This window comes from Hydrogenophaga palleronii (genome assembly GCF_031457455.1).
GTDB classification, from domain to species: domain Bacteria; phylum Pseudomonadota; class Gammaproteobacteria; order Burkholderiales; family Burkholderiaceae_C; genus Hydrogenophaga; species Hydrogenophaga palleronii_A.
Genome location: NZ_JAVDWU010000017.1, coordinates 1 through 22,635, shown reverse-complemented (window position 1 = coordinate 22,635; position 22,635 = coordinate 1). Strand labels below are relative to the sequence as shown.

The window sequence follows — 22,635 nt, the reverse complement described above, 5'->3', positions numbered from 1 at the left end:
AGCACGCCTGCGCTGGCCGCCGCCCGCGTGCCAAAACCCCTCTACGCTCAAGGACATTTGGAGCTTGACGGTTTGCCAATGCATTCACGCAACAAATAATGTTTCATGAAATCCAACAGCCAGCTCTCCGGGGTCTTGCATGTGCTGATGCACATGGCGTTGCGTGATGGCCCCACCACTTCTGAAGCGCTGGCCAAGGCCATGCAGACCCACCCGGTGGTGGTGCGTCGCCTCATGGGCGGGCTGCGTCAGGCGGGTTTCGTGGCGTCTGCGAAGGGCCACGGCGGCGGCTGGGTGCTCACCTGCCCGTTGGCCACGACCACGGTGGGCGACATCCATCAGGCGCTGGGCGCCCCGAACCTGCTGGCGGTGGGGCACCGCGATCAAAACCCCGAATGCGTCATCGAGCAAGCGGTGAACACCGCACTCGATGCCGCCTACCGCGACGCCGAGCGCCTGGTGCTGGAGCGTCTGCATGCCATTTCGCTGGCCGAGCTGCATCAAATCTTTCAACAACGCATGGCGACGGATCCCTGCGCCAGAAAGCACACAGACCATGCACACTGACGTGATCATCATCGGCGGCAGCTACGCCGGCTTGTCCGCCGCCCTGCAACTCGCGCGCGCCCGCCGCCGCATCACCGTGGTGGACGCCGGCCAGCGGCGCAACCGCTTCGCCAGCCATTCGCACGGCTTCCTTGGACGCGACGGCCATTCACCTTCGGCCATCGCAGACGAGGCGCGACAGCAGTTGCTGGCCTACTCGACGGTGCACTGGTTGGCCGGCGAAGCCACCCAGGCCTCTCAGGTGGCGGGCGGATTCGAAGTGGTCGTCAATGGCCAGCCCCTGTCGGCCAGCCGCCTCGTGCTCGCCAGTGGAGTGACCGACGAGCTACCCGAAATCGAAGGCCTGCGCGAGCGCTGGGGCCGCAGCGTGTTTCATTGCCCGTATTGCCACGGCTATGAATTGAACCAGGGTGCCATCGGGGTGCTGGCCAACAATGCCATGGCCATGCACCAGGCGCAGTTGCTGCCGGAATGGGGCCAGGTGACGCTGTTGCTCAATGGTGCCTTTGTGCCCGACGACGAGCAGCAGGCGCTGCTGACGCGGTGCGGTGTCAAGGTCGAGCACGCACAGGTGTTGCGGCTGGAGGATCACGCCAGTGTGGTGCTGAAAGATGGCCGCAGGCTGCATTTCAGCGGTCTGTTCACCGTGCCCTCCACCCGAATGACCAACGACCTGCCACACCAATTGGGCTGCGCACTGGAACACGGCCCTGTGGGCAGCTACCTGCGGGTGAACGAACTCAAGGAAACTTCAGTACCGGGTGTGTTTGCCTGTGGTGACACCGCTCGAGGCTTCAGCAATGTGGCCATGGCTGTGGGCGACGGGGCCATGACCGGCGCGTCTGTGCACCGCTCGCTGGTGTTCGACCACTGAGCGCCATCGCGCGCGGCCGCTCAGGGCCTGTCAGAATCGCCCCTCCCGACGGGCAAGCGCCCTTCTGACACTACTCCCTCCGGCCACCATGACGCTCACTTCCCACGGCACCCTCGGCATCGACTTCGGCACCTCCAACTCCGCCATGGCCTGGGCGCCACATGGAAGTGCGGCGCAACCCCTCCCACTGGAAGGCAATGCCGTGTCCATGCCCACAGCGGTGTTCTTCAACGCCGAAGACCACCTCACCCACTTTGGCCGCGACGCCGTCAGCCAGTACCTCGCCAGCACCGAAGGCCGGCTCATGCGCTCGCTCAAGAGCCTGCTGGGCAGTTCGCTGCTGCAGGAAAAAACCGAGATCAACCACCGGACCATCAGCTTCCAGGACATCATCGCCATCTTCCTCGCTGAGCTGCGGCAACGCGCCGCTCGGTCACTGGGACACCTGCCGACCGGGGTGGTGCTGGGACGGCCGGTGCACTTCGTGGACGACGATCCACAGCGCGATGCGCAGGCGGAACAGTCGCTGCGCGAAGCGGCACAGGTGGTGGGCTTTGCCGAAGTGCGCTTCCAGCTGGAACCGATCGCGGCGGCGCTGGACTACGAGCGGCGACTCACCCGGGAGGCTCGGGTGCTGGTGGCCGACATCGGGGGCGGTACGTCCGACTTCACTGTGGTGCGACTGGGCCCCGAACGCGCTGGGAAGCCCGACCGCAACGCTGACGTGCTGGCCACCACCGGTGTGCACGTGGGCGGCACCGACTTCGACCAGAAGCTCAGCCTGGAGCGCGTCATGCCGCTGCTTGGCCACCGACACATCGGCCCGCAAGGACGCGAAGTGCCCAGCCGCGTGTTCTTCGACCTGTCGACCTGGCACCTGATCCAGTGGCTGTACCTGCCACGGGCACTGGCCCAGGCGCAGGCCTTGCGGGTGAACTTCAGCGACACGCGGTTGCACGAGCGCCTGATGCGCGTGCTGGACCAGCGAGACGGCCACCGCCTCGCCCACGAGGTGGAACTGGCCAAGATCCGTTGCTCGGAAACCCAGGCCACCACCGTTGTGGACCTGCAGGCGGTGGAAGCCGGTCTGAAGGCGGAACTGTCCACAGCCGACATGCAGCAGTACCTCGACGCCCTGCTGCAGCGCACCGTGACGTGCGCCGTGGAATGTGCGCTTCGCGCCAATTTGCGGAGCGAAGGCGCACTCGACGCCATCTACCTCACGGGCGGTTCGTCTGCGCTGAAACCCTTCCAGCAGGCCCTGCAGGCGGCCTTCCCGGGTGTGCCCCTGGTGCAAGGCGATCTGTTCGGCGGCGTGGCTTCGGGTCTGGCCTACAGCGCGGGTTGAATCTCAGTCCGAATCGGCCAAGTGGAATGCGGCCAGGCCCTTGTCGAGCAGCTCGTGCAAGGCCACCACGGTCGCAGGCCCCAGTTGTTGATTCAATGCCACCTGGGCCGCCTTCCAGTGGCGCTGCGCCCGCCGGCGCAATTCGCGCCCGGCATCGGTGATGTTCAGCACGCGGGTGCGCGCGTCCACCCCCTCATCCATGCGCAGCCATCCCGCTGCCAGCAGTGGCCGCAGATTGCGGCTGAGCGTGGAAGCGTCCATGTCCATGCGCCGGGCCAGTTCACCCGGTGGCAACGGCCCCAGCCGGTCCACATGACTCAGCAGCGAATACTGGGTGGTCTTGAGGCCGGACAGCGCCAGGCGGCGGTCGTAATGCTGCGTGACGCGCCGGGTCAGCTGGCGCAGCTTGAAGTTGGTGCAACCCACCGGCCGTAGCAGCACCTCAGACTCAGAGAGTGACACATGGGGGTCAGACGACATGAAATCATTGTATCTACAATGATTTCATATGCAAATTTCCAGGAGCCGTACATGACCAAGGTGAACCATCTCGAAGCCTGGCTGGCCGAAGAAGCCGCAATATTGCAGAAACTGGATGCAGGGCCTGGCCCCGGCGTCGCGTCGCCCGAACAGCTCGCAGGCAAGTCCGGCATGGAGATGATGCAGGCCATGCTGCGCGGGGACATCCCGTACGCGGCCATCGCGCAGACGCTGGATTTTCTGGTGATTGACATCGGCGATGGCACGGCCACCTTCCAGGGCACACCGCTTCCGCGGCACTTCAACCCCATGGGCACGGTGCACGGTGGCTGGTTCGCCACCCTGCTCGACTCCGCGCTCGGTTGCGCGGTACACACCAAGATGCCACCCGGGCGGGGCTACACCACGGCCGAACTCAGCGTGAACATCGTGCGTGCCCTCACGCCCAAGGTAAAACGCGTGCGCGCCATTGGCCGCGTGATCCATTGCGGGCGCCAGCTCGCCACCGCCGACGCGCAATTGATCGGCCCGGACGGCACGCTTTATGCCCATGCCACGACAACCTGCCTGGTTTTCGATATGAAGCCACAATCAGGCGCATGAGACTCCTACACACCATGCTGCGCGTGGGCAACCTCCAGCGCTCGATCGACTTCTACACCCAGGTGCTGGGCATGCAACTGCTGCGCACTTCGGAAAATCCCGAATACAAATACTCGCTGGCATTTGTGGGTTATGAGGGCAACCCGGCCCAGGCCGAGATCGAACTCACCTACAACTGGGGCACCGAAAGCTACGAACTGGGCACGGCCTACGGCCACATCGCCCTGGGTGTGCCCGATGCCTACGCAGCCTGTGAAAAGATCAAGGCCGCAGGCGGCAACGTCACACGCGAGGCCGGTCCGGTCAAGGGCGGCAGCACGGTGATCGCCTTCGTGACCGATCCCGACGGCTACAAGATTGAATTGATCCAACGAGCCGAACAGGCGGGCGGCCAGGGCCTGCGCTGAACCAGAATTGAAGAAGCCCGGTCGACCGGGCTTTTCTTCTTTGGAACAGCGAGGCACTCAGTCGGCGATCACGACTTCCACGCGTCGGGCTTCGGCCATGTTGCCGCTGCCGGTGGTTTCTTCGGGCTTGTTCAGTTCCACACTCGACGCGGCCACACCCGCACCCACCAGCGCATCGCGGACAGCCATGGCGCGCCGCTTGGCCAGCTCGATGTTGAAGGCAGGATCACCCGTGGCATCGTGAAAGCCGGAAATGACCAGTCGCTTGCCAGCCTTTGCAGCGGCAATCGCGTCACCCAGCACAGCCACGGCACCGCTGGCCAGATCGGCCTTGCCGGTAGCGAAATAGAACATCACCACACCGTTTTCCACCACGATACTGGCGTCTTCGCTGCGCGACGCGGCACTGGCCGCAGGCATGACATTGGCGGCCGTGTTGGACGATGCCTCGCCGGACCCCGTGAGCGAAGCCACCGCACCCGCCACGGCCGCCTGGGCCGCACCCGCCGCAGGCGATGCGGCGCCGCTGCGCGACTTGTGAATGCCAATACCCAGCGCCAAACCCACAGCCAGCAGAATCGTGAGGATCAACACCACCGCAACCACGCGGTACTCGATTTCGGTTTCCTGGGATGACATGAGTGAGAAACTCCTTGAAGAATAATGGGCTGAAACAGACACATCAGCGGGTGCGGACCAGCGAAACGGTTGCCCCGGTCCTGCATTGGCAAACACGCGATTCTAAATGGCCGAACCCAGACGACGATTGACACAACCGCACGATCCGGCCCTTCGAGACGGTGCCCGCATGATGGCCGACGCACTGGACCAATGGCGCACCCAAGGGCCCAGGCCTGACCTCTGGGTCTTTGCTTACGCCTCCCTCGTGTGGCGACCCGAATTTGAAGCCGTCGAGCAGCGCATGGCCCGGGTGCACGGCCACCATCGCTGCCTGCAGATGTGGAGCCGGGTGAATCGCGGCACCCCTGAGCGACCCGGTCTGGTGTTCACCTTGCTGCCCGGCGGCAGCTGCAGCGGCTTGGCGCTGCGCGTGCCGCACGAACAGGTGGAAGCACTCATGCCCACGCTGTGGGCGCGCGAAATGCCCAACCCGGTTTACGACCCCAAATGGCTGCTCTGCCAGACCGCCCAGGGCCCAGTGCGCGCACTGGCCTTCACGCTGTCGCGCCGCAGCCCCAGCTTCACAGGCCACCTCAGCCCGGAGCGGTACCGCGAAATCTTCATGCATTCACGCGGGCGCTACGGCACCACACTGGACTATGCCCAGCAGACGTTTGAGGGCCTGCTGCAGCATGGCATTCACGACCGCGCACTGGAGCGGCTGCTCAAACTCATGACCTGAACCTTGCGATCACGTCGCCGCCAATGCAGGCGCCCCGCATTGACCCGGCGCAAACCGCGGCCACCGCCGCACTCCTATACTGCCCGAATGGTGCGACTCGAAGTCGCTTCTGTAGCTGAACTCCTCAGCCTTTACCAAGACAGCTTTTCTCTATGAAATTCATAGGTGAAAAGCCTGGGCGGAGCCGTGCACGGACCGCCCAAACATAGCGTCATAGTTCCCTCGGGAACAGACCCATGAACAGCAAAATGTGCTGGGCATGCGCAACAGATAAGCCCCATCGGGGCTATTTTTGTTGCGTTATCGCATCAGATTTACGTAACCACATGTAAATCCGGAAGCTGTCGGAGTCTTGGCCGACAACAGATCGACACCACTCAAGGTGTCTTGTTCTCAACCGAACCACGCTTGGAACAGCGTGTCCTCATCCGCACATGCATCTGGAGCAATCCGGGCGTGTGAAGCTGCGGATAAACGTCTCGTGCGCAAGCACACAGGCCACGTGCGAACGTGTCCGATTCCCCAAAGCAAGACCGGGAAGAGACGATGAGGAAAAGGGTATGGGAAATGTCATGTGAACTCACGTCTGAACCGTCGTAAGCAGTGTGCAGCTAACGCTTGTCTCCTCCCCTCGGGAGGGAGCTGCGGCCAAAAGGCATAGCGCTCGGGAGCCTAGGGTCATTGACCGAAGCTCGTTCCCCGATGAGCGCTCGGCGGATAGTGAGTCCCTAACCCCATCTGTCGGTCTGCCGACCGGCGGGGCACCTTGGGAAACGAGGTAAACCCAATGCGTCGCCAAGCTCGCAAGAGATTGGCAACCCAAGCGCAAGCAAGGGCGATGGCGCAGTGGGCAAAGGAAGTTGCAAAAAGCGAACGGCCGTCTGTAATGGGCGGCATAGGGGTCCTACCCCGAGGTGAAAGCCTGCTGACTTGCAACAGGTGCGACGGCGCGAGCCGTGAGCGTCTTTTAAACCGACCCCGGAGGGCATTCGTGCCTTCGGGGACGGGTGCCTTCACACGGGTCTCAACCGAACCGGAGAAGGCATGGAAAACATCAGAGAACTCTTTGATGCTGCGCTTCGCGACGAATACAGCGAGTGGCATTCCATTGATTGGAAAGCCGCCCAACGATTCGTAGGAAAAGCGCAAGCGAGAATCGCGCAGGCGGAACTGGAAAAGGATTTCCGAAGGGTCAAACGACTCCAACGAAGTCTCATCCGGTGCTGGCAGGCCAAGGCATTGGCCGTCAGGAAAGTGACCGAAAACCAAGGGAAGCGAACCAGTGGCGTGGATCGCGAACTATGGGATACGCCTGAGAAGAAATGGGAAGCAGTGAGTCGATTGATCCTGCGGGGATACCGGGCCAAGCCGCTGCGGCGCGTCCGGATTCCAAAGAGTGATGGCCGGGAACGCCCACTGGGGATACCGACCATGCGGGACCGGGCAATGCAAGCCTTGTTCTTGCTTGCGATAGAGCCCGCTGCAGAGTGCCACGCCGATCCAAACTCGTACGGGTTCAGGAAAGGCAGAAGCACGCACGATGCACGCTCGCAATTGTTTGTGTCTCTGTCTCAAAAGGGCTCGGCCCAATGGGTATTGGATGCGGACATCGTGGGGTTCTTCGACAACATCAACCACGACTGGTTGCTCGCCAAAGTTCGTATGAACAAGCGGGTGCTGGGGCAGTGGCTGCGATGCGGAGTGGTGGACAAGAACCAGTTCCAGCGGACCGAGCAAGGCACCCCGCAGGGGGGCATCATCTCACCGCTGTTGGCCAACATTGCGCTGGACGGACTCGAGACCGGCCTCAAACGATTTCTAACGGATCGATTGGGTGTCACAGGGGTCAAGAAGGCCAAGGTCAATCTGGTGAGGTATGCAGATGACTTCGTCATCACTGGTGACTCGCAAGAGCTGCTGGTGACGGTGGTCAAGCCATGGGTAGAAGCATTCCTGCGCGAGCGGGGATTGCAACTGCACACGGGCAAGACACGCATCGTGCATATCAATGAAGGGTTCGATTTCCTGGGGTGGAATTTCCGGAAATACTCGGAAAAACTGCTCATCAAGCCAAGCCGGAAAAACGTGCAAGCGTTCTACGGCAAGGTCAGCGAAGTCATTGCCCGTCATGTCTCCCGCCCCAAAGCTGAGTTGATTCAGAAACTGAACCCGATCCTCAAAGGTTGGGCGATGTACCACCAAGGCGTGGTGGCCAAGGCAACGTTCACCAAGCTCGATCACCAGATCCTCTGGCGGTTGTGGCGATGGGGAATGCGGCGACATCCCCGGTGGAGCAGAGGCAAGGTGTTCCTGCACTACTGGTGTCATCCCGACACCCGTTGGGAGTTCTCCGCCAAGGCCATCAATCGGTGGGAAGAAGTGGTGCAGCTACGGCTGTACCACCTGGCGGACACGTCCATCGTGCGCCACGTAAAGATCAAGGGGGCTTACAACCCCTTCGATCCAGCATGGGAGCCTTACTGGGAAGGTCTGAGGGTGAAACGGATGAAGCAAAGCATCTGGAACGCTCAACGGCTGGAACTGTGGCTCTCGCAATCAGGAAAGTGCGTGTTTTGTGGCACGGATCTGGAGTACGAGGACGGCAGGCATGAGGACCACCACATCGAAGAAGTTCGATACGGTGGTTCAAACAGTCTGGCCAACCGAGTGCTCCTGCATTCATGGTGTCACAGGCGTACCCACGCCCTAGGTTTGGAGGTCACCAAGCCGGTCCCAGCACGGGGACTTTAATCTGACGGAGCGGGATAGGGTCATGCAGCCCGATGACCCCGTGAAATCAGTGGTCGTGCGTGAGCCGTATGCGTCGAAAGGCGCACGTACGGTTCTTTGGGGGGGATATAGTAGAAATACTATGTCCCTACCCTCCAACATCGCCGACCTGCGCAAAAGCTACGAAAAAGCCGAACTCAGCGAATCGGCATCTCAGCCCGATCCGCTGCGCCAGTTTGCCCACTGGCTGGAAGAAGCCATTCAGAGCGAAGTCCCGGAGCCCAACGCCATGACGCTGGCCACGGTAGGCTCGGACTTGCGGCCCAGCACCCGGATCGTGCTGATCAAGGATTTCGACGAACGCGGCATCGTCTGGTACACCAACTACCAGAGCCGCAAGGGCCAGGAACTCGCGGGCAACCCGTTCGCCGCCCTGCAGTTCCACTGGGTGGAGCTGGAGCGGGTGGTGCGCATCGAGGGCTCTGTCGAGAAGGTCAGCGATGAAGAGAGTGACGCCTACTTCCACAGCCGGCCACTCGACAGCCGCATCGGTGCCTGGGCCAGCCCGCAGAGCCAGGTGATCGACGGTCGTGGCGTGCTGGTAGCCAACGCAGCCCGCTACGGTGCACAGTTCCTGCTGCAGCCACCCCGCCCGCCACATTGGGGAGGCTACCGCCTGCGCCCCGAGCGCTGGGAATTCTGGCAGGGTCGCAAAAGCCGTCTGCACGACCGTCTTCGCTACCTGAAGCAGGACGACGGCACCTGGGTACGCGAACGACTCGCCCCGTAGCGCCGGGTTGCCCCCAGCAAGGCCGGCCCTCTTGCGGGGCAGCGACCCGCGCAGCGGGGTTCAGACTCCCAGTGGTTCAATGGTCTGATCGGCCACCGCGACAAGTTGACCCGCGCTCACAAGGTGCGGTGCCAAGTCGGCCAGTGGCACCAGCACGAACGCGCGCTGCCACATGCGTGGATGCGGCACGGTGAGCCGGGTTGAGGCCACGCTGGCACTGCCATAGAGCAACAGGTCGAGGTCGAGCGTGCGCGGGGCGTGCCGGTAGGGTCGCAGGCGGCCTGCCTCGGTTTCGATGGCCTGCAGCGCATCGAGCAGTTCAGGCGCGGTCAGCAGCGTGCGCAGCTCCACCACAGCGTTGATGAAATCGGGCCCGCTGGCATCCACTGGTGCCGAACGGTAGAGGCCTGAGCAGCGCAGCCCTGAAATGCCGGGCGTCTGGGCCAACACCTGCACCGCTTCCCGCAGCGCGCCGGCCGCATCACCCAGGTTGGCCCCCAGCGCCACGTAGGCGATCACGGGTTCGCGGGTCATGCCCGGGCAACCACATTCAGCCAGGTTCATCCGGTCCGTCACCACCGGTACCACCTTCGGCACGCGGGGCGCCCGTGGGCTTGCGGCGCCGGCGGCGGCGTTTTTTGGCGGGTGCCGTGCCGTCTGGTGGCACCGCATCCGTCGGGCCGCTCATTTCTGGCCCGTCCTCATCGCCCTCTTCCGCTCCGGTCACCGGGCGAAAACGGGGATCAGGTGCTGGGGCGTTCACCGGATGATCGGCATCGCTGCGCTTGACGCGGCGCGCCGCGCCTGGGCCACCGGGCTTGGCCAGGTTGGCACGCCGTTGCGCGTCGATCATGTCGTCGCGCATTTCATCGCTGACGCTCTGGAAGGTTTCCCACCAGTGGGCCAACTCTTCTTCCACCTCACCCACCTGGGCGCGCAGGCGCAGGAAGTCAAAACCGGCGCGGAAGCGCGCCTGGTCCACCAGGCTGAACGGCGACGAGCCCACACGTTTGTCAAAACGCGGCTGCATCATCCAGATCTCGCGCATGTCCGCACCCAGCTTGCCGCGGCCCGACACGTCGCCAATGCGGGCATCGAAGGCATCGTCCACGGCGTCCTGCAAAGCCGCCACCGGCGGGGTCGGGCGCTGGTTGGGGCGTGGCTGCAAACGCTGGCTCCAGCCCTTGCGCACATCGGCCCAGAGCACGCAGGCCAGCAGGAAGCTCGGCGCCACCGGCTTGCCTTCGCCCACGCGCCGGTCGGTGTCCTGCAGCGCCAGTTTCACGAAGGGGTCGTCAGCGCGCTGCACCACCACGTCGAGCAGCGGGTAGATGCCATTGGCCAGGCCATGGGCCTTGAGCTGTTCGATGCTGGCCAGCGCGTGGCCGGTCTGCAACAGCTTGAGCATCTCGTCGAACAAGCGGCTCTGCGGCACGTCGGCCAGCAGGTTGCGCGAGGCCACCAAGGGCTCGCGGGTCTTGGGGTCGAACTGGAAACCCAGGGCGTTGAGCTTGGCGGCAAAACGCACCGCGCGGATGATGCGCACCGGGTCTTCGCGGTAGCGGGTGGCCGCGTCGCCGATCATGCGCAGCGTCTTTTTCTTTGCGTCCCGGATGCCGTGGTGGAAGTCGACCACGGTCTGGCTTTCCGGGTCGTAGTACATGGCGTTGATGCTGAAGTCGCGGCGCGCGGCATCGTGCTCGATGGGTCCCCACACGTTGTCGCGCAGCACCCGTCCACTGGCGTCCACGGCGTGCGTCATGCCCGCGAGCTGGCCCTTGCTGGTGCGCTCGTTGCCGGTCACCTGCTCGGCAGCTGCGCTGTCCAGGTAAGCGCGGAAGGTGGAGACCTCGATCATTTCGTGTTCACGGCCCCGCCCGTAGATCACATGCACGATGCGAAAGCGCCGCCCGATGATGAAGGCGCGGCGGAACAGTCCCTTGACCTGTTCGGGCGTGGCGCTGGTGGCCACGTCGAAGTCCTTGGGGCGCAGGCCCAGCAGCAGGTCGCGCACGGCGCCGCCGACGATGTAGGCTTCAAAGCCGGCCTGCTTGAGAGTGTGCACCACGTCCAGCGCCCGCTGGTCCACCAGTTTGGGGTCGATGCCGTGCACCTGCACCGGCACATCTTCGCGTTTGCCAAAGGGGCTGGCGCGCCGGCCGGTGGTGCCCTCACCCTTGCCCAGCAGCCTGTTAATGAATTTTTTGATCATTCGAATAGGTTCAATATGCGCCAGCCCCGCTCCAGGGCAATGGCCTTGAGCCGGTCGTCCGGATTGGTCGCCACGGGCTCGTGCACCTTCTCCAGCAGCGGCAGATCGTTGATGGAGTCGCTGTAGAAAGTGCTGTGCGCAACACTTGCCCAGTTCAGGCCGCGCGCAGCCAGCCATTGTTCCACACGTGCGACCTTGCCTTCCCGGAACGAGGGAACACCCCGAATCAGGCCGGTGGGCGTGCCTGCGGCATCGGTCTCAAGATCGATGGCGATGAGTTCGTCCACACCAAAGGCGGTGGCGATGGGGCGGGTGACAAAAGCGTTGGTGGCCGTGACGATGACCACCTGGTCGCCTGCCGCCTGGTGCGCTTTCACGACAGCCAGGGCCTTTTCCCGCATCGCAGGGCGGATCACCTCCTGCATAAAGCGCTCATGTGCCTCGTTGGCAGCAAGCATGCCCTGTTCCCGCACGGCGGCGGTGGCGAAGTGCACGTATTCGTGGATGTCCAGTGTGCCGGCCTTGTAGGCCGCGTAGAACCGGTCGTTCGCCAGCGAGAACGTGGCCGCGTCGCGCCAGCCCTGGGCGACGGTGAACTCGCCCCAGGCGTAGTCGGAGTCCAGGGGAATCAGCGTGTGGTCAAGATCGAAGAGGGCCAGTCGGATGCTTTGGGGCGCCTGCGAACCGGTCGTCGCAGCGGTGGCGTTCGGGGATGTTGTCATTCGTTTTCAAGCATGGATCTGATCAGCGGGATGGTGATGGCGCGCTGGGTGCGCAGGGCATAGCCATCGAGCTGTTCCAGCAGCAGCATCAGGCTGGAAAGGTCACGTGCAAAGCGGGTCAGCATGAAGTCCATCACCTCGTCACTGAGGAACACGCCGCGCTCGTCTGCCGCGCGGCGCAAAACGGAGCGGCGCTCGGCTTCGCCCAGCGCGCGCAGCTGAAACACATGCCCCCAGCCCAGGCGGGTGCGCAGATCTTCGCGCAATTGCAGGTCGGCGGGAGGGCGGTCCGCTGCGGCGAGCACCCATCGCGCCGGGCCGTGTGGCGGATTCTGGGCGTTGACAAACCAGTTGAAGGCCGCCGCCTGCTGCTCTGCCGTGTAGAGCTGACAGTCGTCCAACAGCACCGCGTCCCAGTGTTCGTCGTACTCAGGCGGGTGCAGGGTGCTGGCGTCCATCCAGCCCACGCGACTGTCCTGCTCGCGCAGGGCTTCCCGCACGCCGCGCAGCAGGTGCGACTTGCCACTGCCCCCCTCGCCCCACAGGTAGGTAGGCACCGGCGAGCGCATCGGATTGCCCGCCCACAGGCGCAGGTGTTCCAACGCTGCTTCGTTGCCCGCTGCCACGAAATTGTCCAGCGTGGGCACTGGCGCAAGCCCGATGTCCAGCGCCATCTGCTTCATCGGAGCGGGAGGCTGGCTCATGACTGGCCCTCGCCCTTCCAGCTTCGGAGCGGGCTTGCCTGAGAACGGTTTGGCACTGTGAGCACCGGAACACCTTCGCCCAGCGGGCTGCGGTGCGAGCTTGCTTGGGAGCGGCCCGGCGCTGCGAGCACCGAAACACCTTCGCCCAGCGGGCTGCGGTGCGAGCTTGCTTGGGAGCGGCCCGGCGCTGCGAGCACCGAAACACCTTCGCCCAGCGGGCTGCGGTGAGAGCTTGCTTGGGAGCGGCCCGGCGCTGCGCTCATGCTTCACCACCGTTTGTGGAGGGCGGCAGGGCCAGCGGGGGGGACGGCTCCGCAGGCGCCTCGTCCAGATAAAGCTCACTCTTGAGGTATTCGTTGCGAGCCCGGCGGATCGCCACCAGCAGCACCGCGCTGGCTGGCAGCGCGATCAGCACCCCCACAAAACCGAACAGATGGCCGAACGCCAGCAAGGCAAAGATCACGGCAATGGGGTGCAGGCCAATGCGCTCACCCAGCAGGCGTGGTGTGAGGTACATGCTCTCAAAGGCCTGACCCAGCATGTACACGCCAAAAACCAGCCCCACACCCAACAAGGTCTGAAACTGCAACAGGGCCGCCAGCAGGGCCAGCACCAGACCCAGCCCGAAACCGAGGTAGGGCACAAAAACCGCCAGCCCGGTGAACACGCCGATCGGCAGGGCCAGATCCAGCCCCACCAGCACCAGCAGCACGGTGTAGATCACCGCGAGCAGGCCCATCACGACCAGTTGGCCTCGCAAGTACTGGCCCAGCACTTCGTCGGTCTCGTCCAGGAAGCTCTGCACGCTTTCGCGCCAGCGCGGCGGAATCAGGCCCTTGGAGCGCTGCACCAGATTGTTCCAGTCCAGCAGCAGGTAAAAAGCCACGATGGGCATGAGGAACAGGTTGCCCACCACGGCGGCCAGCGCGCTGCCACCAATGCGCAACGAAGACAACAGTCCCTCGATCAGCTCGCTCTCGTGCCCGCTGACGAGCGACTTCAGGCCTTCGCGCACCACGGTGACATCGACCTGGGCGTCCACGCCAAAGCGGCCAGCAAAGGGCACCACCCAGTCATTCAACCGCTCCAGCAGCGCCGGGACCTGGTCGCGCAGCAGCGGCGCCTGTTTGGTGATGACCGGCACGATGAGCAGCACCACCGCCAGCATCACCAGCATGAGCAAGGAGATGGCCAGGCCCGCGCCCAGCCAGCGAGGCACTCGCCTGGCCCGCATGCGTTCCACCCATGGGTGCAGCACATAGGCAATCACCGCCGCCAGCAGGAAGGGCATGAGCACCGGCGCCAGCAGCGTCAGCAGGAGCCAGCTCACCACGGCAATCGTGGTCCAGGCGGCTGCGCGGATCTGGGTAGGTGTGAAGGTCATGGGGGGCGGTTCGGCGTGTTGACGGGACGGGCGGCGGGAGCAAACCCTTAAAATCCACCGCAAATTCTATTCCGCGCCCTTGTTGCCGACGCCGAACGCCCCTGGCGCCGGGCGCCGCCCCGCCAAAACGCGGTGCGCCGGTCCCAGGCGTCGCCAACTTCACCCCCTCGCGGCCTGTGCCGCCCCTGCCCACATGACCTCCCCCACCACTCCCATTTCGTACAAAGACGCTGGTGTCGACATCGACGCTGGCGATGCGCTCATCGAACGCATCAAGCCTCTGGCCAAAAAGACCATGCGCGAAGGCGTGCTGGCGGGCATCGGTGGCTTTGGCGCCCTGTTCGAAGTGCCCAAGCGCTACAAGGAACCCGTGCTGGTCAGCGGCACCGACGGCGTGGGCACCAAGCTCAAGCTCGCTTTTGAATGGAACATGCACGACACCGTGGGCATCGACCTGGTGGGCATGAGCGTGAACGACGTGCTGGTGCAGGGCGCCGAGCCGCTGTTCTTCCTGGACTACTTTGCCTGCGGCAAGCTGGATGTGGACACGGCCGCTGCGGTGGTGGGCGGCATTGCCAAGGGGTGTGAGCTCTCGGGTTGCGCGCTCATTGGTGGCGAAACGGCCGAAATGCCCGGCATGTACCCTGCTGGCGAGTACGACCTGGCCGGTTTCTGCGTGGGTGCGGTCGAAAAATCGAAGATCCTCACCGGCCAGAGCTTGAAGCCCGGTGATGTGGTGCTGGGTCTGGCCTCGCACGGGGTGCATTCCAACGGTTTTTCGCTGGTTCGCAAGTGCATCGAACGCGCCGGAGCGGACCTGCCCGCCACGCTGGACGGCCAGCCGTTCCGCGAAGCCATCATGGCGCCGACCCGCCTGTACGTGAAGAACGTGCTGGCCGCGCTGGCCACCCATCCCATCAAGGCCCTGGCTCACATCACCGGCGGTGGTTTGCTTGAAAACATTCCGCGCGTGCTGCCGGAAGGCACCGCCGCCCACCTGAAGGCCGGTAGCTGGCCCCAGACCGAGCTGTTCGCCTGGCTGCAGAAAACCGCCGGCATCGACGACACCGAGATGAACCGCACCTTCAACAACGGTATCGGCATGGTGGTGGTGATCGCGGCTGAAGAAGCGGCTGCTTGCGCCACCACGCTGCGCGAACTGGGCGAGACGGTGTACGAGATCGGCGTGATCGCCCCCCGGGGCGAAGACGCTGCGGTGGTGGTGGGCTGAAGCAACAGTCCTGACCTGCACAAAGGCCCGCTCAGCGGGCCTTTTTTCATGGCAGCATCTGGATTTCCATTTCTTAAGAATGATGTCTTGAAATGATCGAAATCCGTCCCTTACCGTGGCGGACAACACTCAATCACAAGGGGACAATTCAGGCTTTCACTCCATCAAGGAACACCCATGAAAACTTGTCTGATCGTGATCGATGTTCAAGAGTCGTTCCGCCACTTCCCGTTCTTCAGCCAACAGGATCTGCCGGCCTACCTGGCTGCGCAGAACGCCCTCATCGAAGGCGCCAAAGCCGTGAACATGCCCATCGTGCGTGTGTTCCACCGGCAGGGACCGGCGGTGCCCAGCAACCCGTTTTCAGAGGAATCGGGCGCGGTGAGGCCGCTCGACGGGCTGGCTGACTTCGACGCCGCCGCCACTTTCCACAAATCACGCCACAGCGCTCTCGTCGGTACCGGGCTGGATGTCTGGCTGAACAGCAACGGCATGCAGCGCCTGATCGTCAGCGGCATCCGCACAGAACAGTGTTGCGAAACCACGGCGCGGCACGCCTCCGACCTGGGCTACACCGTGGACTTCGTGCTGGATGCCACCCTGACCTTCGACATGGTGCAGCCCGATGGCAGCCCGCTGCTGGCCGCAGATATCCGCGCCCGCACCGCCACGGTGTTGAAAGACCGGTTCGTTCGCCTTTGCACGCCAGCACAGGCCCTGGAGGGCGTGTGACCCGGCCTGCCCAAACCATGAAGGTCGCGATTCTGGCCTTTGACCAGGTGGAGGCGCTGGACCTGGCCGGCCCCTACGAGGTGTTCACCACGGCCAGCCGCATGCACCAGCGCGAAAGCCCTGCGGCTGCGGTCCTGTTCGACGTGCACTGCGTTGCGCAGAACCACATGCCGGTACGGGCGCGTGCCGGCCTCACGCTGTTGCCCACCCACGCTTTCGAAGACGCCCCTGCGCCAGACGTGCTCATCGTGCCGGGTGGCGTGGTCGACGACGCACTGACCAGCACACAGACACTGGCCTGGATCGCCCGCGCCGACCGTTCTGCTCAGATCACGGCTTCGGTGTGTACCGGCGCCTTCCTGCTCGCCGCCAGCGGTGTGCTCACCACCGGTGAAGTGACCACCCACTGGGAGGATCTGGACGACCTTGCCCGGCGATTTCCGGCACTCACGGTGAGAGACGGCGTGCGCTGGGTCGACCAGGGCCGTGTGGTGACCTCCGCCGGCATCAGCGCCGGCATCGACATGAGCCTGCACCTGGTGGCACGCCTGGCCGGCATGGCGCTGGCCGAACGCACGGCCCACCAAATGGATTTCCAGTGGACGCGCGCCTGAAACCGAAAGTCCAGCCCATCGAAGTGCTGTTCGTCCTCCTGCCGGACAGCCTCATCCTGGACTGGGCCGGCCCGGCCGAGGCCTTGCGCATCGCCAACCTGTGCATGCGTGCCGCCGGCAAGCCCGATGCCTTTCGCTTGCGTTTTGTGGGCCCCGAGGCCCGAACCCGGAGCTCGGTGGGCGCCATGGTGAGCGACATCGAGCCCCTGCCCGCGCAGCTTGCTGAAGCCTGCTGGGTGGTACTGGTCGGCCAACCCGGCGCCCGGATCGCAGTCGACAACGAACCCGCCCGCAGGCTCATGCACTGGTTGCGCGGACTGCAGTTCGCCACAGGCAGAGTGGAGTTGCTGACCGTGTGCGCCGGCGCCGTGCTGGCCGCCCACGCCGGCCTGCTCGACGGCCGGCGCGCCACCACCCATCACCAGCATCTGGACGAACTGCGCGATGTGGCCCCGGCTTGCGACGTGGTGGCCAACCGGGTGTTCCTCATGGATGGCCCGGTGTGCAGCAGTGCCGGTGTCACCACGGGCATCGACCTCTTCCTGCACCGCATCAGCAAGGTCTGTGGCCCCGCGCTGGCGGCCCAGGTGGCCCAGGGCATGGTGGTGGCCTTGCGGCGCGGACCGAACGACCCCGAGCTTTCGCCGTTCCTGCGCTTTCGGGACCACCTGCATCCAGCCATCCACCGCGTGCAGGACATGATCGGCCAGCAGCCGCAGGCCGACTGGTCGCTGCCGCGCATGGCCGAAGTCGCCTGCACCTCGCCACGCCACCTCACCCGGCTGTTCCTCACCCACGCCGCCATCGCGCCACTGGCCTACCTGCGCAACATCCGGCTCGATCTGGCCGAAGCCGCGCTGCGCTCAGGCCACAGCGTGACCCAGGCGGCCGAACTGGCCGGTTTCAGTTCCGACACCCAGTTGCGGCGTACCTGGCATCTGCTCGGAAAAGCCGGCAGTCCAAAATGCCGTGCGGGCTGAACCTGTCGAAACTCACACCAATACCCGACCCGAAGCGAAGTACCCCGTCAAGAGATACCGTGGAACCGGCTTTGCCGGGCCACTGGTATCGCCCCCTTGGGGGTGACGCGAAGCGGCGCGGGGGTGTATCTGAGCTTTTCCGGCGCGAAATGACCCAGTCCAGAGATACCGTCGGGCCGGCTTTGCCGGGCCACAGGTATCGCCCCCTTGAGGGGGTGGCGCGAAGCGACGCGGGGGTGCTCTCTTTCACACCATCGCTTCCGACGGCACCGCATGCACCCCATGGCGGGCTGCCAAGGCCGCCAGAAGCAGGTGGTGTGCGATGTTCTCAGCCGGCACCACGCGGTAGCGCAGCGGCAACAGCGGACGCAGCCATTGCGACAGGGTCACCCCGATCTGCTCGGCCGGGCGCGACTCTTCGCGCTCGCCGCCAATCAACCCGGGCCGAACCAGGGTGAGCGACGGGTAGCCCAGTTTCTGCAGATCGCGTTCCAGCTCGCCCTTGGTGCGCGAATAAAACACTTTGGACAGCGGGTCCGCGCCCAGCGCCGAATTCAGCGCATAGGCCCGCGCACCGTGTGCCAGCGCGAGTTCGGCCGCGCGCAAGGGCAGGTCGTGGTCGACCCTGTAAAACGCTTCGCGGGAGCCCGCCTTGGCGATGGTTGTGCCCAACGCACAGATCACCGCGTCCACCTTCCACCAATCCGCGTCTCCCGGCAAACGCTCAAAATCCGGCTGCGGATTGTGCAGGCGGGCATGGGGTGGCAGGGGTTTTCGGGTAGGGGCCACCACCCTTCTCACACTGCGATCGGCCAGTGCCTGGCTCAGCACAGAACGCCCCACAAGTCCAGTGGCGCCCAGGATCAGCAGCGTCGTCATGGGCGAATGTCTTTCGCCGGTCAGTTCAGCGCACGACGCAATTCCTGCAGGCGCTGATCGATGGCGTCGCGCTCCAGGGTGTCTTCGGTGTGATCGACGTAGATTTCCAGATCGCTAACGGCCAGGCGCGCCTCGCCCATTTCGGCCCAGGCCAGCCCGCGGTCGCGGTATTCGCTCCAGGCGTCGGGCAAGAGCACCAGCAAGCGGTCCTCCACCGCGATCAGGCGCAGCCAGTCTTCCTGGGTGCGGTGAATTTCCTTGAGGTTGCGCAGGATACGGGCGAGGATCTCGCGTGGTGCGGCAGCCTGCAGGTACAGCCCCACCGGCACATCGAAATCGTCGACCAGGCCATTGCGCCGTTTGTAGGGCTCCAGCCGTTCCGACAAGTCTTCGCGGCTGAGCGACTGCCCGCTGAAGGGATCGATCACCACCTGCCCGTTCGGCAGGTTGACCTTGACCATGAAATGCCCGGGGAAGTTGACACCGCGCGCCTTCAGGCCCAAGCCCTGCGCCAGTTCCAGCCACAGCACCGCCAGCGTGATGGGAATGCCCCGGCGCGTGCGCAAGACGGCGTTCAGGTAGCTGTTGTCCGGGTCGTAGTAGTTGTTGACATTGCCGCCAAACCCCATGTCATGGAAGAAGAACTGGTTCAGCAGCCGAAGGCGCGGCAGGGGTTCGGTCTCTGTCGCGCAGCGCCGGCGCACACGAGCCAGCAGCTGGTCCACGTCGCCCAGCACCGCCTGAACGTCAAGATCGGGGTATTCGTCCTGTGCCACGGCGGTGGCCGCTTCCAGCAGCGGCAGGCTCTCGTCATCACCCACCAGGGCAGCAAAGTACCCCAGAGGCGTGGGCGCCAAGTAGTCGTAGGCGGCAGACATGGTGGGTGGGCGGGCGGTGACGGCGGTTCGGCTATTTTCTGACGAATTGGCGCAGGTTCAAACCCGACAGCAACAAAGTCACAAAATACACCAGAACCGCCCCCAGGATACAGAGGGTCAACAACCCCACGCGGCCCAGCGCCCGCCCCTCAAATGCCAGCCAGTTCACCTGGGTGGTCATCGCCATCAGAAACACCGCCAGCAATGCGCTGGCCGCCACCACCTGCAGTCCGAAACGGCCCCAGCCGGGTGAAGGCTTGTAGGCACCCCGATTGATCAGACCGAGCAGCAGCCACAGCGCGTTGACCATGGCGCCAATGCCGATGGCCAGTGCCAGCCCCGCATGGGCCAGGAACGGCACCAGCAGCAGGTTCATGCACTGGGTCAGCACCAGCACCACGATGGCGATCTTCACGGGGGTGCGAATGTCCTGCCGCGCATAGAAACCGGGCGCCAGCACCTTGATGGCGATCAGGCCGATCAGGCCCGCGCCATAGCCCATCAGGGCCAGCGAGGTCTGTTGCACATCGGCAGCGGTGAAGGCGCCGTAGTGGTACAGCACTGCGACCAGGGGCCGGGCAAAAGTCAGCAGAGCCACCGCACTGGGCACCGCCAGCAGCACCACCAGGCGCAGGCCCCAGTCCAGCAGGCCGCTGTAGCGATCGGCATCGTCTGCCGCCCGGGCCGCCGCCAGCTGGGGCAGCAGCACCACACCCAGCGCCACGCCGAGCATGGCCGTGGGAAATTCCATCAGGCGATCGGCATAAGTGAGCCAGCTCACGCTGCCCACGGTCAGATGGGAAGCGATCTGCGTGTTGATCAGCAGCGAGATCTGCGCCACGCTCACGCCCAGCAGCGCTGGGAGCATAAGGGTGGTGATCCGTCGCGTGCCCGGGTGACGCCATGCCGTGCGCAGCGAAGACCAACGCAAGCCCACATGCGGCAGCATGCCGATGCGACGCAAGGCCGGTATCTGCACCGACAGCTGCAGCGCCCCGCCCAGCAGCACGCCAGCGGCCATGGCGTAGATGGGCTCAATGCCCATGCTGCCGAACCAGGGAGCCCCCCACCCCGCCGCCGCAATCAGGGCCACATTGAGCAGCACCGGGGTGGCAGCCGGTACCGCGAAACGCTTCCAGGTGTTGAGGATGCCCGCGGCCAGTGCCACAAACGACATGAAAGCGATGTACGGGAACATCCAGCGGGTCAGGAAAACAGCGGTCTCAAAGCCCTCGGGACTCTGCTTCAGGCCGCTGGCCATGGCCCAGACCAGCACCGGCGCGCCCGCCACACCCAGGATGCAAGTGAAGGTGAGCACCCAGGCCAGCACGGTGGCGATCTGGTCCACCAGTTCCTTGGTGGACGCCTCCCCGTCCTTCTCGCGGGCGGCGGCCAGCACCGGCACAAAGGCCTGGCTGAAAGCGCCTTCGGCGAACAGGCGCCGGAAAAAGTTGGGAATGCGGAACGCGACGTTGAAGGCGTCGGTCAGGGCGCTGGCACCGAAGGTCGATGCCATCAGCAGTTCACGCAACAGGCCGGTGATGCGCGACGCCAGCGTCAGCACGGAGATCAGGGAGGCGGATTTGAACAGTGTCACCGCGCGAGTGTAAGAGAACCCCCTGCACCGCCTGCGGCCGGGCAAAGCCCCGATCCCCGGCTGCCCTTGACTAAGGCAGCGCACTCCTCAGTGCGAGGATGCGCTTAAAAGCCCCACAGATCTGGTAGTCTGTTGCGCCCGCAAACCACAGCGTACATACACGGTGGATTGCCACTGCCAACCAGGAGGACCTCATGCAGGAGATTCAATTTCTTTTTGGTGTCGCAGGTCTGTACTTGCTGCTGGTCGTCAGCCCGGGGCCAAGTTTCCTGGTGATCACAACCACCGCTGCGCGCCAGTGCCGCCGGCAGGCTGTGTGGGCCGGGCTCGGTGTGTCCTGCGCCAGTGTGATCTGGGCGGCCATGGCTGCTGCGGGACTGGGCATGGCGATGGAGCACATGCAGTGGCTGCACCGCGCGCTGCAGATCGCTGGCGGCCTCTACCTGCTCTGGATCGGCGTCAGGACATTCTGGGCAGCCTCCAGACCGCTGCCGACCGTGGAACCACCAACCACACAACTCAACGCCTGGTCAGCGTTTCGCGATGGCCTGCTCACAAATCTGACCAATCCCAAGACGCTGGTATTTTTCAGCAGCGCTTTCGCCATGCTGTTTACGCCAGGACTCTCGGTCGGCATCAAGCTTGCAGCCGTCCTGCTGGTCGGGCTGATGTCTGTGGTATGGCATGTGATGCTGGCCACCGTGTTTTCCGCCCAACGGGCTCGCAGCGGATATGCCCTGGCGAAGAAGGCTATTGACCGCCTCACTGGCGGGGTGATGGCGCTTTTCGGCCTGAAGCTCTTGCTCAGCCGAAGCTGAGCCAGCCACACGACGCGATTTGCCAAGGAGGTGGCTCATGCTAAAATCGCGGGCTTTGCTGGCATCATCCCAAACACCTAAAGGAAACTCATCATGGCAACCAAGCCAAAGAAAAAGAACCCCCGCCTGGCCTCAGGCCGCAAGCGCGTCCGCCAGGACGTCAAGATCAACGCCGCGAACACCTCGCTGCGCTCCAAGTACCGCACCGCCGTGAAGAACGTGGAAAAAGCCGTTCTGGCCGGCGACAAGGAAAAGGCCACCGAACTGTTTGCCAAGATGCAAAAAGTGGTGGACATCGTTGCCGACAAGGGCATCTTCCACAAGAACAAGGCCGCTCGCGACAAGAGCCGCCTGTCCTCCAAAGTCAAGACGCTGGCCACCGCCACCGCCGCCTGACACCCCCACGGTCTGCCCCGCCAGACCACCAGCCCGGACCCTTCAAGGGTCTGCCGTTTGAAACGGTGCGCTGCCAGCAAAAGCAAAAAAGCCGTCGCAAGACGGCTTTTTTGCGTCTGGAAGGCGGTTCACACGTGGAGCGAGTGAGAAGTGGCTACACCAAGAAACGCCAATCGACAGGGGTGGGCACGCACCCTTCCGGAGCGAAGTGCCCTAGTCCAGAGATACCGAGGAACCGGCTTGTATGGTTGAGGGGTTGGGGTGGAGGGCCTGGAACTTCCGGCTATTGGCTCAGACCGACTGGCAAAGATTGCCCCCACCCCGCC

24 protein-coding genes are annotated in these 22,635 nt (G+C 64.2%); 14 read left to right on the top strand and 10 right to left on the bottom strand.

Annotated features, from left to right (window positions below; all coding sequences use genetic code 11):
* The first annotated feature begins 105 nt into the window (after positions 1 to 105).
* From J2W49_RS25025 to J2W49_RS25015, 3 genes are all read left to right on the top strand, one after another.
* Positions 106 to 567, top strand: a complete 462-nt coding sequence (locus J2W49_RS25025) for an Rrf2 family transcriptional regulator (RefSeq protein ID WP_310322455.1) — start codon at positions 106 to 108, stop codon at positions 565 to 567.
* Positions 557 to 1,441, top strand: coding sequence for an NAD(P)/FAD-dependent oxidoreductase (locus J2W49_RS25020; RefSeq protein ID WP_310322452.1), 885 nt, complete (start codon positions 557 to 559; stop codon positions 1,439 to 1,441). The genes J2W49_RS25025 and J2W49_RS25020 overlap by 11 nt, the downstream gene beginning before the upstream one ends.
* A gap of 88 nt (positions 1,442 to 1,529) precedes the next feature.
* Positions 1,530 to 2,789 carry an Hsp70 family protein gene (locus J2W49_RS25015; protein ID WP_310322447.1) on the top strand — a complete coding sequence of 420 codons (1,260 nt, stop codon included), beginning with the start codon at positions 1,530 to 1,532 and terminating at the stop codon, positions 2,787 to 2,789.
* A gap of 3 nt (positions 2,790 to 2,792) precedes the next feature.
* On the opposite strand, the gene J2W49_RS25010 is transcribed toward J2W49_RS25015, so the two are convergent.
* Positions 2,793 to 3,269: a MarR family winged helix-turn-helix transcriptional regulator gene (locus J2W49_RS25010; RefSeq protein ID WP_310322444.1), complete on the bottom strand. Its 477-nt coding sequence runs from the start codon at positions 3,267 to 3,269 to the stop codon at positions 2,793 to 2,795.
* 51 nt (positions 3,270 to 3,320) lie between these two features.
* On the opposite strand from J2W49_RS25010, the gene J2W49_RS25005 reads away from it, so the two are divergent.
* Together J2W49_RS25005 and gloA are read left to right on the top strand one after the other, a co-directional pair.
* Complete coding sequence (locus tag J2W49_RS25005; protein ID WP_310322441.1) at positions 3,321 to 3,872, top strand: PaaI family thioesterase; 552 nt, start codon at positions 3,321 to 3,323, stop codon at positions 3,870 to 3,872.
* A complete protein-coding gene (gene gloA, locus J2W49_RS25000; RefSeq protein WP_310322438.1) occupies positions 3,869 to 4,279 on the top strand; it encodes a lactoylglutathione lyase in 411 nt (136 codons plus the stop codon). Before J2W49_RS25005 ends, gloA begins: the two co-directional genes overlap by 4 nt.
* 57 nt (positions 4,280 to 4,336) lie before the next feature.
* On the opposite strand, the gene J2W49_RS24995 is transcribed toward gloA, so the two are convergent.
* On the bottom strand, positions 4,337 to 4,918 hold the full coding sequence (locus J2W49_RS24995) for an OmpA family protein (protein WP_310322436.1): 582 nt from the start codon (positions 4,916 to 4,918) through the stop codon (positions 4,337 to 4,339).
* Between the two features lie 106 nt (positions 4,919 to 5,024).
* Here J2W49_RS24995 and J2W49_RS24990 point away from each other — a divergent pair, with 106 nt between their 5' ends.
* The 3 genes from J2W49_RS24990 (at position 5,025) to pdxH (ending at position 9,162) form a co-directional block, all read left to right on the top strand.
* On the top strand, positions 5,025 to 5,642 hold the full coding sequence (locus J2W49_RS24990) for a gamma-glutamylcyclotransferase (RefSeq protein WP_310322433.1): 618 nt from the start codon (positions 5,025 to 5,027) through the stop codon (positions 5,640 to 5,642).
* A 1,044-nt stretch (positions 5,643 to 6,686) separates the two neighbouring features.
* Positions 6,687 to 8,393, top strand: a complete 1,707-nt coding sequence (gene ltrA / locus J2W49_RS24985) for a group II intron reverse transcriptase/maturase (RefSeq protein WP_310322431.1) — start codon at positions 6,687 to 6,689, stop codon at positions 8,391 to 8,393.
* Between the two features lie 121 nt (positions 8,394 to 8,514).
* Complete coding sequence (pdxH, locus tag J2W49_RS24980) at positions 8,515 to 9,162, top strand: pyridoxamine 5'-phosphate oxidase (RefSeq protein ID WP_310322430.1); 648 nt, start codon at positions 8,515 to 8,517, stop codon at positions 9,160 to 9,162.
* A 60-nt stretch (positions 9,163 to 9,222) separates the two neighbouring features.
* Here the strand turns inward: pdxH and folK are convergent, their stop codons facing one another.
* The 5 genes from folK to J2W49_RS24955 form a co-directional block, all read right to left on the bottom strand.
* The gene (gene folK, locus J2W49_RS24975; protein ID WP_310322428.1) at positions 9,223 to 9,696 is read right to left on the bottom strand and encodes a 2-amino-4-hydroxy-6-hydroxymethyldihydropteridine diphosphokinase; all 474 of its coding nucleotides are present in this window, start codon (positions 9,694 to 9,696) and stop codon (positions 9,223 to 9,225) included.
* Positions 9,697 to 9,712: 16 nt separating this feature from the next.
* Entirely contained in the window at positions 9,713 to 11,374 is a 1,662-nt protein-coding gene (gene pcnB, locus J2W49_RS24970) for a polynucleotide adenylyltransferase PcnB (RefSeq protein ID WP_310322426.1), read from the bottom strand.
* Positions 11,371 to 12,096, bottom strand: a complete 726-nt coding sequence (locus J2W49_RS24965; RefSeq protein WP_310322423.1) for a histidinol-phosphatase — start codon at positions 12,094 to 12,096, stop codon at positions 11,371 to 11,373. Before J2W49_RS24965 ends, pcnB begins: the two co-directional genes overlap by 4 nt.
* The gene (gene hda, locus J2W49_RS24960) at positions 12,093 to 12,779 is read right to left on the bottom strand and encodes a DnaA regulatory inactivator Hda (protein WP_310322587.1); all 687 of its coding nucleotides are present in this window, start codon (positions 12,777 to 12,779) and stop codon (positions 12,093 to 12,095) included. Before hda ends, J2W49_RS24965 begins: the two co-directional genes overlap by 4 nt.
* A gap of 280 nt (positions 12,780 to 13,059) precedes the next feature.
* A complete protein-coding gene (locus J2W49_RS24955) occupies positions 13,060 to 14,184 on the bottom strand; it encodes an AI-2E family transporter (RefSeq protein WP_310322421.1) in 1,125 nt (374 codons plus the stop codon).
* Positions 14,185 to 14,377: 193 nt separating this feature from the next.
* On the opposite strand from J2W49_RS24955, the gene purM reads away from it, so the two are divergent.
* The 4 genes from purM (at position 14,378) to J2W49_RS24935 (ending at position 17,741) form a co-directional block, all read left to right on the top strand.
* Positions 14,378 to 15,415 carry a phosphoribosylformylglycinamidine cyclo-ligase gene (gene purM, locus J2W49_RS24950; RefSeq protein WP_310322419.1) on the top strand — a complete coding sequence of 346 codons (1,038 nt, stop codon included), beginning with the start codon at positions 14,378 to 14,380 and terminating at the stop codon, positions 15,413 to 15,415.
* A 177-nt stretch (positions 15,416 to 15,592) separates the two neighbouring features.
* Entirely contained in the window at positions 15,593 to 16,147 is a 555-nt protein-coding gene (locus J2W49_RS24945) for a cysteine hydrolase family protein (protein ID WP_310322417.1), read from the top strand.
* Between the two features lie 17 nt (positions 16,148 to 16,164).
* Positions 16,165 to 16,761, top strand: a complete 597-nt coding sequence (locus J2W49_RS24940) for a DJ-1/PfpI family protein (protein WP_310322415.1) — start codon at positions 16,165 to 16,167, stop codon at positions 16,759 to 16,761.
* Positions 16,746 to 17,741 carry a GlxA family transcriptional regulator gene (locus J2W49_RS24935; protein ID WP_310322413.1) on the top strand — a complete coding sequence of 332 codons (996 nt, stop codon included), beginning with the start codon at positions 16,746 to 16,748 and terminating at the stop codon, positions 17,739 to 17,741. The genes J2W49_RS24940 and J2W49_RS24935 overlap by 16 nt, the downstream gene beginning before the upstream one ends.
* A 246-nt stretch (positions 17,742 to 17,987) precedes the next feature.
* Here the strand turns inward: J2W49_RS24935 and J2W49_RS24930 are convergent, their stop codons facing one another.
* The 3 genes from J2W49_RS24930 to murJ are packed head-to-tail and all read right to left on the bottom strand — an operon-like array spanning position 17,988 to position 21,095.
* On the bottom strand, positions 17,988 to 18,620 hold the full coding sequence (locus J2W49_RS24930) for a Rossmann-fold NAD(P)-binding domain-containing protein (RefSeq protein ID WP_310322410.1): 633 nt from the start codon (positions 18,618 to 18,620) through the stop codon (positions 17,988 to 17,990).
* Between the two features lie 20 nt (positions 18,621 to 18,640).
* Positions 18,641 to 19,498 carry a SirB1 family protein gene (locus J2W49_RS24925; RefSeq protein ID WP_310322408.1) on the bottom strand — a complete coding sequence of 286 codons (858 nt, stop codon included), beginning with the start codon at positions 19,496 to 19,498 and terminating at the stop codon, positions 18,641 to 18,643.
* 31 nt (positions 19,499 to 19,529) lie between these two features.
* Positions 19,530 to 21,095, bottom strand: a complete 1,566-nt coding sequence (gene murJ / locus J2W49_RS24920) for a murein biosynthesis integral membrane protein MurJ (protein ID WP_310322406.1) — start codon at positions 21,093 to 21,095, stop codon at positions 19,530 to 19,532.
* A gap of 194 nt (positions 21,096 to 21,289) precedes the next feature.
* On the opposite strand from murJ, the gene J2W49_RS24915 reads away from it, so the two are divergent.
* Together J2W49_RS24915 and rpsT are read left to right on the top strand one after the other, a co-directional pair.
* A complete protein-coding gene (locus J2W49_RS24915) occupies positions 21,290 to 21,913 on the top strand; it encodes a LysE family translocator (RefSeq protein WP_310322404.1) in 624 nt (207 codons plus the stop codon).
* 93 nt (positions 21,914 to 22,006) lie between these two features.
* On the top strand, positions 22,007 to 22,309 hold the full coding sequence (gene rpsT / locus J2W49_RS24910; RefSeq protein WP_310322403.1) for a 30S ribosomal protein S20: 303 nt from the start codon (positions 22,007 to 22,009) through the stop codon (positions 22,307 to 22,309).
* The last annotated feature ends 326 nt before the right edge of the window (positions 22,310 to 22,635 follow it).

Bases quoted from the DNA above. Each gene is read 5' to 3' on its own strand.
- J2W49_RS25025 (WP_310322455.1), top strand. From the start codon at position 106: ATGAAATCCAACAGCCAGCTCTCCGGGGTCTTGCATGTGCTGATGCAC.
- J2W49_RS25020 (WP_310322452.1), top strand. From the start codon at position 557: ATGCACACTGACGTGATCATCATCGGCGGCAGCTACGCCGGCTTGTCC.
- J2W49_RS25015 (WP_310322447.1), top strand. From the start codon at position 1,530: ATGACGCTCACTTCCCACGGCACCCTCGGCATCGACTTCGGCACCTCC.
- J2W49_RS25010 (WP_310322444.1), bottom strand. From the start codon at position 3,269: ATGTCGTCTGACCCCCATGTGTCACTCTCTGAGTCTGAGGTGCTGCTA.
- J2W49_RS25005 (WP_310322441.1), top strand. From the start codon at position 3,321: ATGACCAAGGTGAACCATCTCGAAGCCTGGCTGGCCGAAGAAGCCGCA.
- gloA (WP_310322438.1), top strand. From the start codon at position 3,869: ATGAGACTCCTACACACCATGCTGCGCGTGGGCAACCTCCAGCGCTCG.
- J2W49_RS24995 (WP_310322436.1), bottom strand. From the start codon at position 4,918: ATGTCATCCCAGGAAACCGAAATCGAGTACCGCGTGGTTGCGGTGGTG.
- J2W49_RS24990 (WP_310322433.1), top strand. From the start codon at position 5,025: ATGGCCGAACCCAGACGACGATTGACACAACCGCACGATCCGGCCCTT.
- ltrA (WP_310322431.1), top strand. From the start codon at position 6,687: ATGGAAAACATCAGAGAACTCTTTGATGCTGCGCTTCGCGACGAATAC.
- pdxH (WP_310322430.1), top strand. From the start codon at position 8,515: ATGTCCCTACCCTCCAACATCGCCGACCTGCGCAAAAGCTACGAAAAA.
- folK (WP_310322428.1), bottom strand. From the start codon at position 9,696: ATGACCCGCGAACCCGTGATCGCCTACGTGGCGCTGGGGGCCAACCTG.
- pcnB (WP_310322426.1), bottom strand. From the start codon at position 11,374: ATGATCAAAAAATTCATTAACAGGCTGCTGGGCAAGGGTGAGGGCACC.
- J2W49_RS24965 (WP_310322423.1), bottom strand. From the start codon at position 12,096: ATGACAACATCCCCGAACGCCACCGCTGCGACGACCGGTTCGCAGGCG.
- hda (WP_310322587.1), bottom strand. From the start codon at position 12,779: ATGAAGCAGATGGCGCTGGACATCGGGCTTGCGCCAGTGCCCACGCTG.
- J2W49_RS24955 (WP_310322421.1), bottom strand. From the start codon at position 14,184: ATGACCTTCACACCTACCCAGATCCGCGCAGCCGCCTGGACCACGATT.
- purM (WP_310322419.1), top strand. From the start codon at position 14,378: ATGACCTCCCCCACCACTCCCATTTCGTACAAAGACGCTGGTGTCGAC.
- J2W49_RS24945 (WP_310322417.1), top strand. From the start codon at position 15,593: ATGAAAACTTGTCTGATCGTGATCGATGTTCAAGAGTCGTTCCGCCAC.
- J2W49_RS24940 (WP_310322415.1), top strand. From the start codon at position 16,165: ATGAAGGTCGCGATTCTGGCCTTTGACCAGGTGGAGGCGCTGGACCTG.
- J2W49_RS24930 (WP_310322410.1), bottom strand. From the start codon at position 18,620: ATGACGACGCTGCTGATCCTGGGCGCCACTGGACTTGTGGGGCGTTCT.
- J2W49_RS24925 (WP_310322408.1), bottom strand. From the start codon at position 19,498: ATGTCTGCCGCCTACGACTACTTGGCGCCCACGCCTCTGGGGTACTTT.
- J2W49_RS24915 (WP_310322404.1), top strand. From the start codon at position 21,290: ATGCAGGAGATTCAATTTCTTTTTGGTGTCGCAGGTCTGTACTTGCTG.
- rpsT (WP_310322403.1), top strand. From the start codon at position 22,007: ATGGCAACCAAGCCAAAGAAAAAGAACCCCCGCCTGGCCTCAGGCCGC.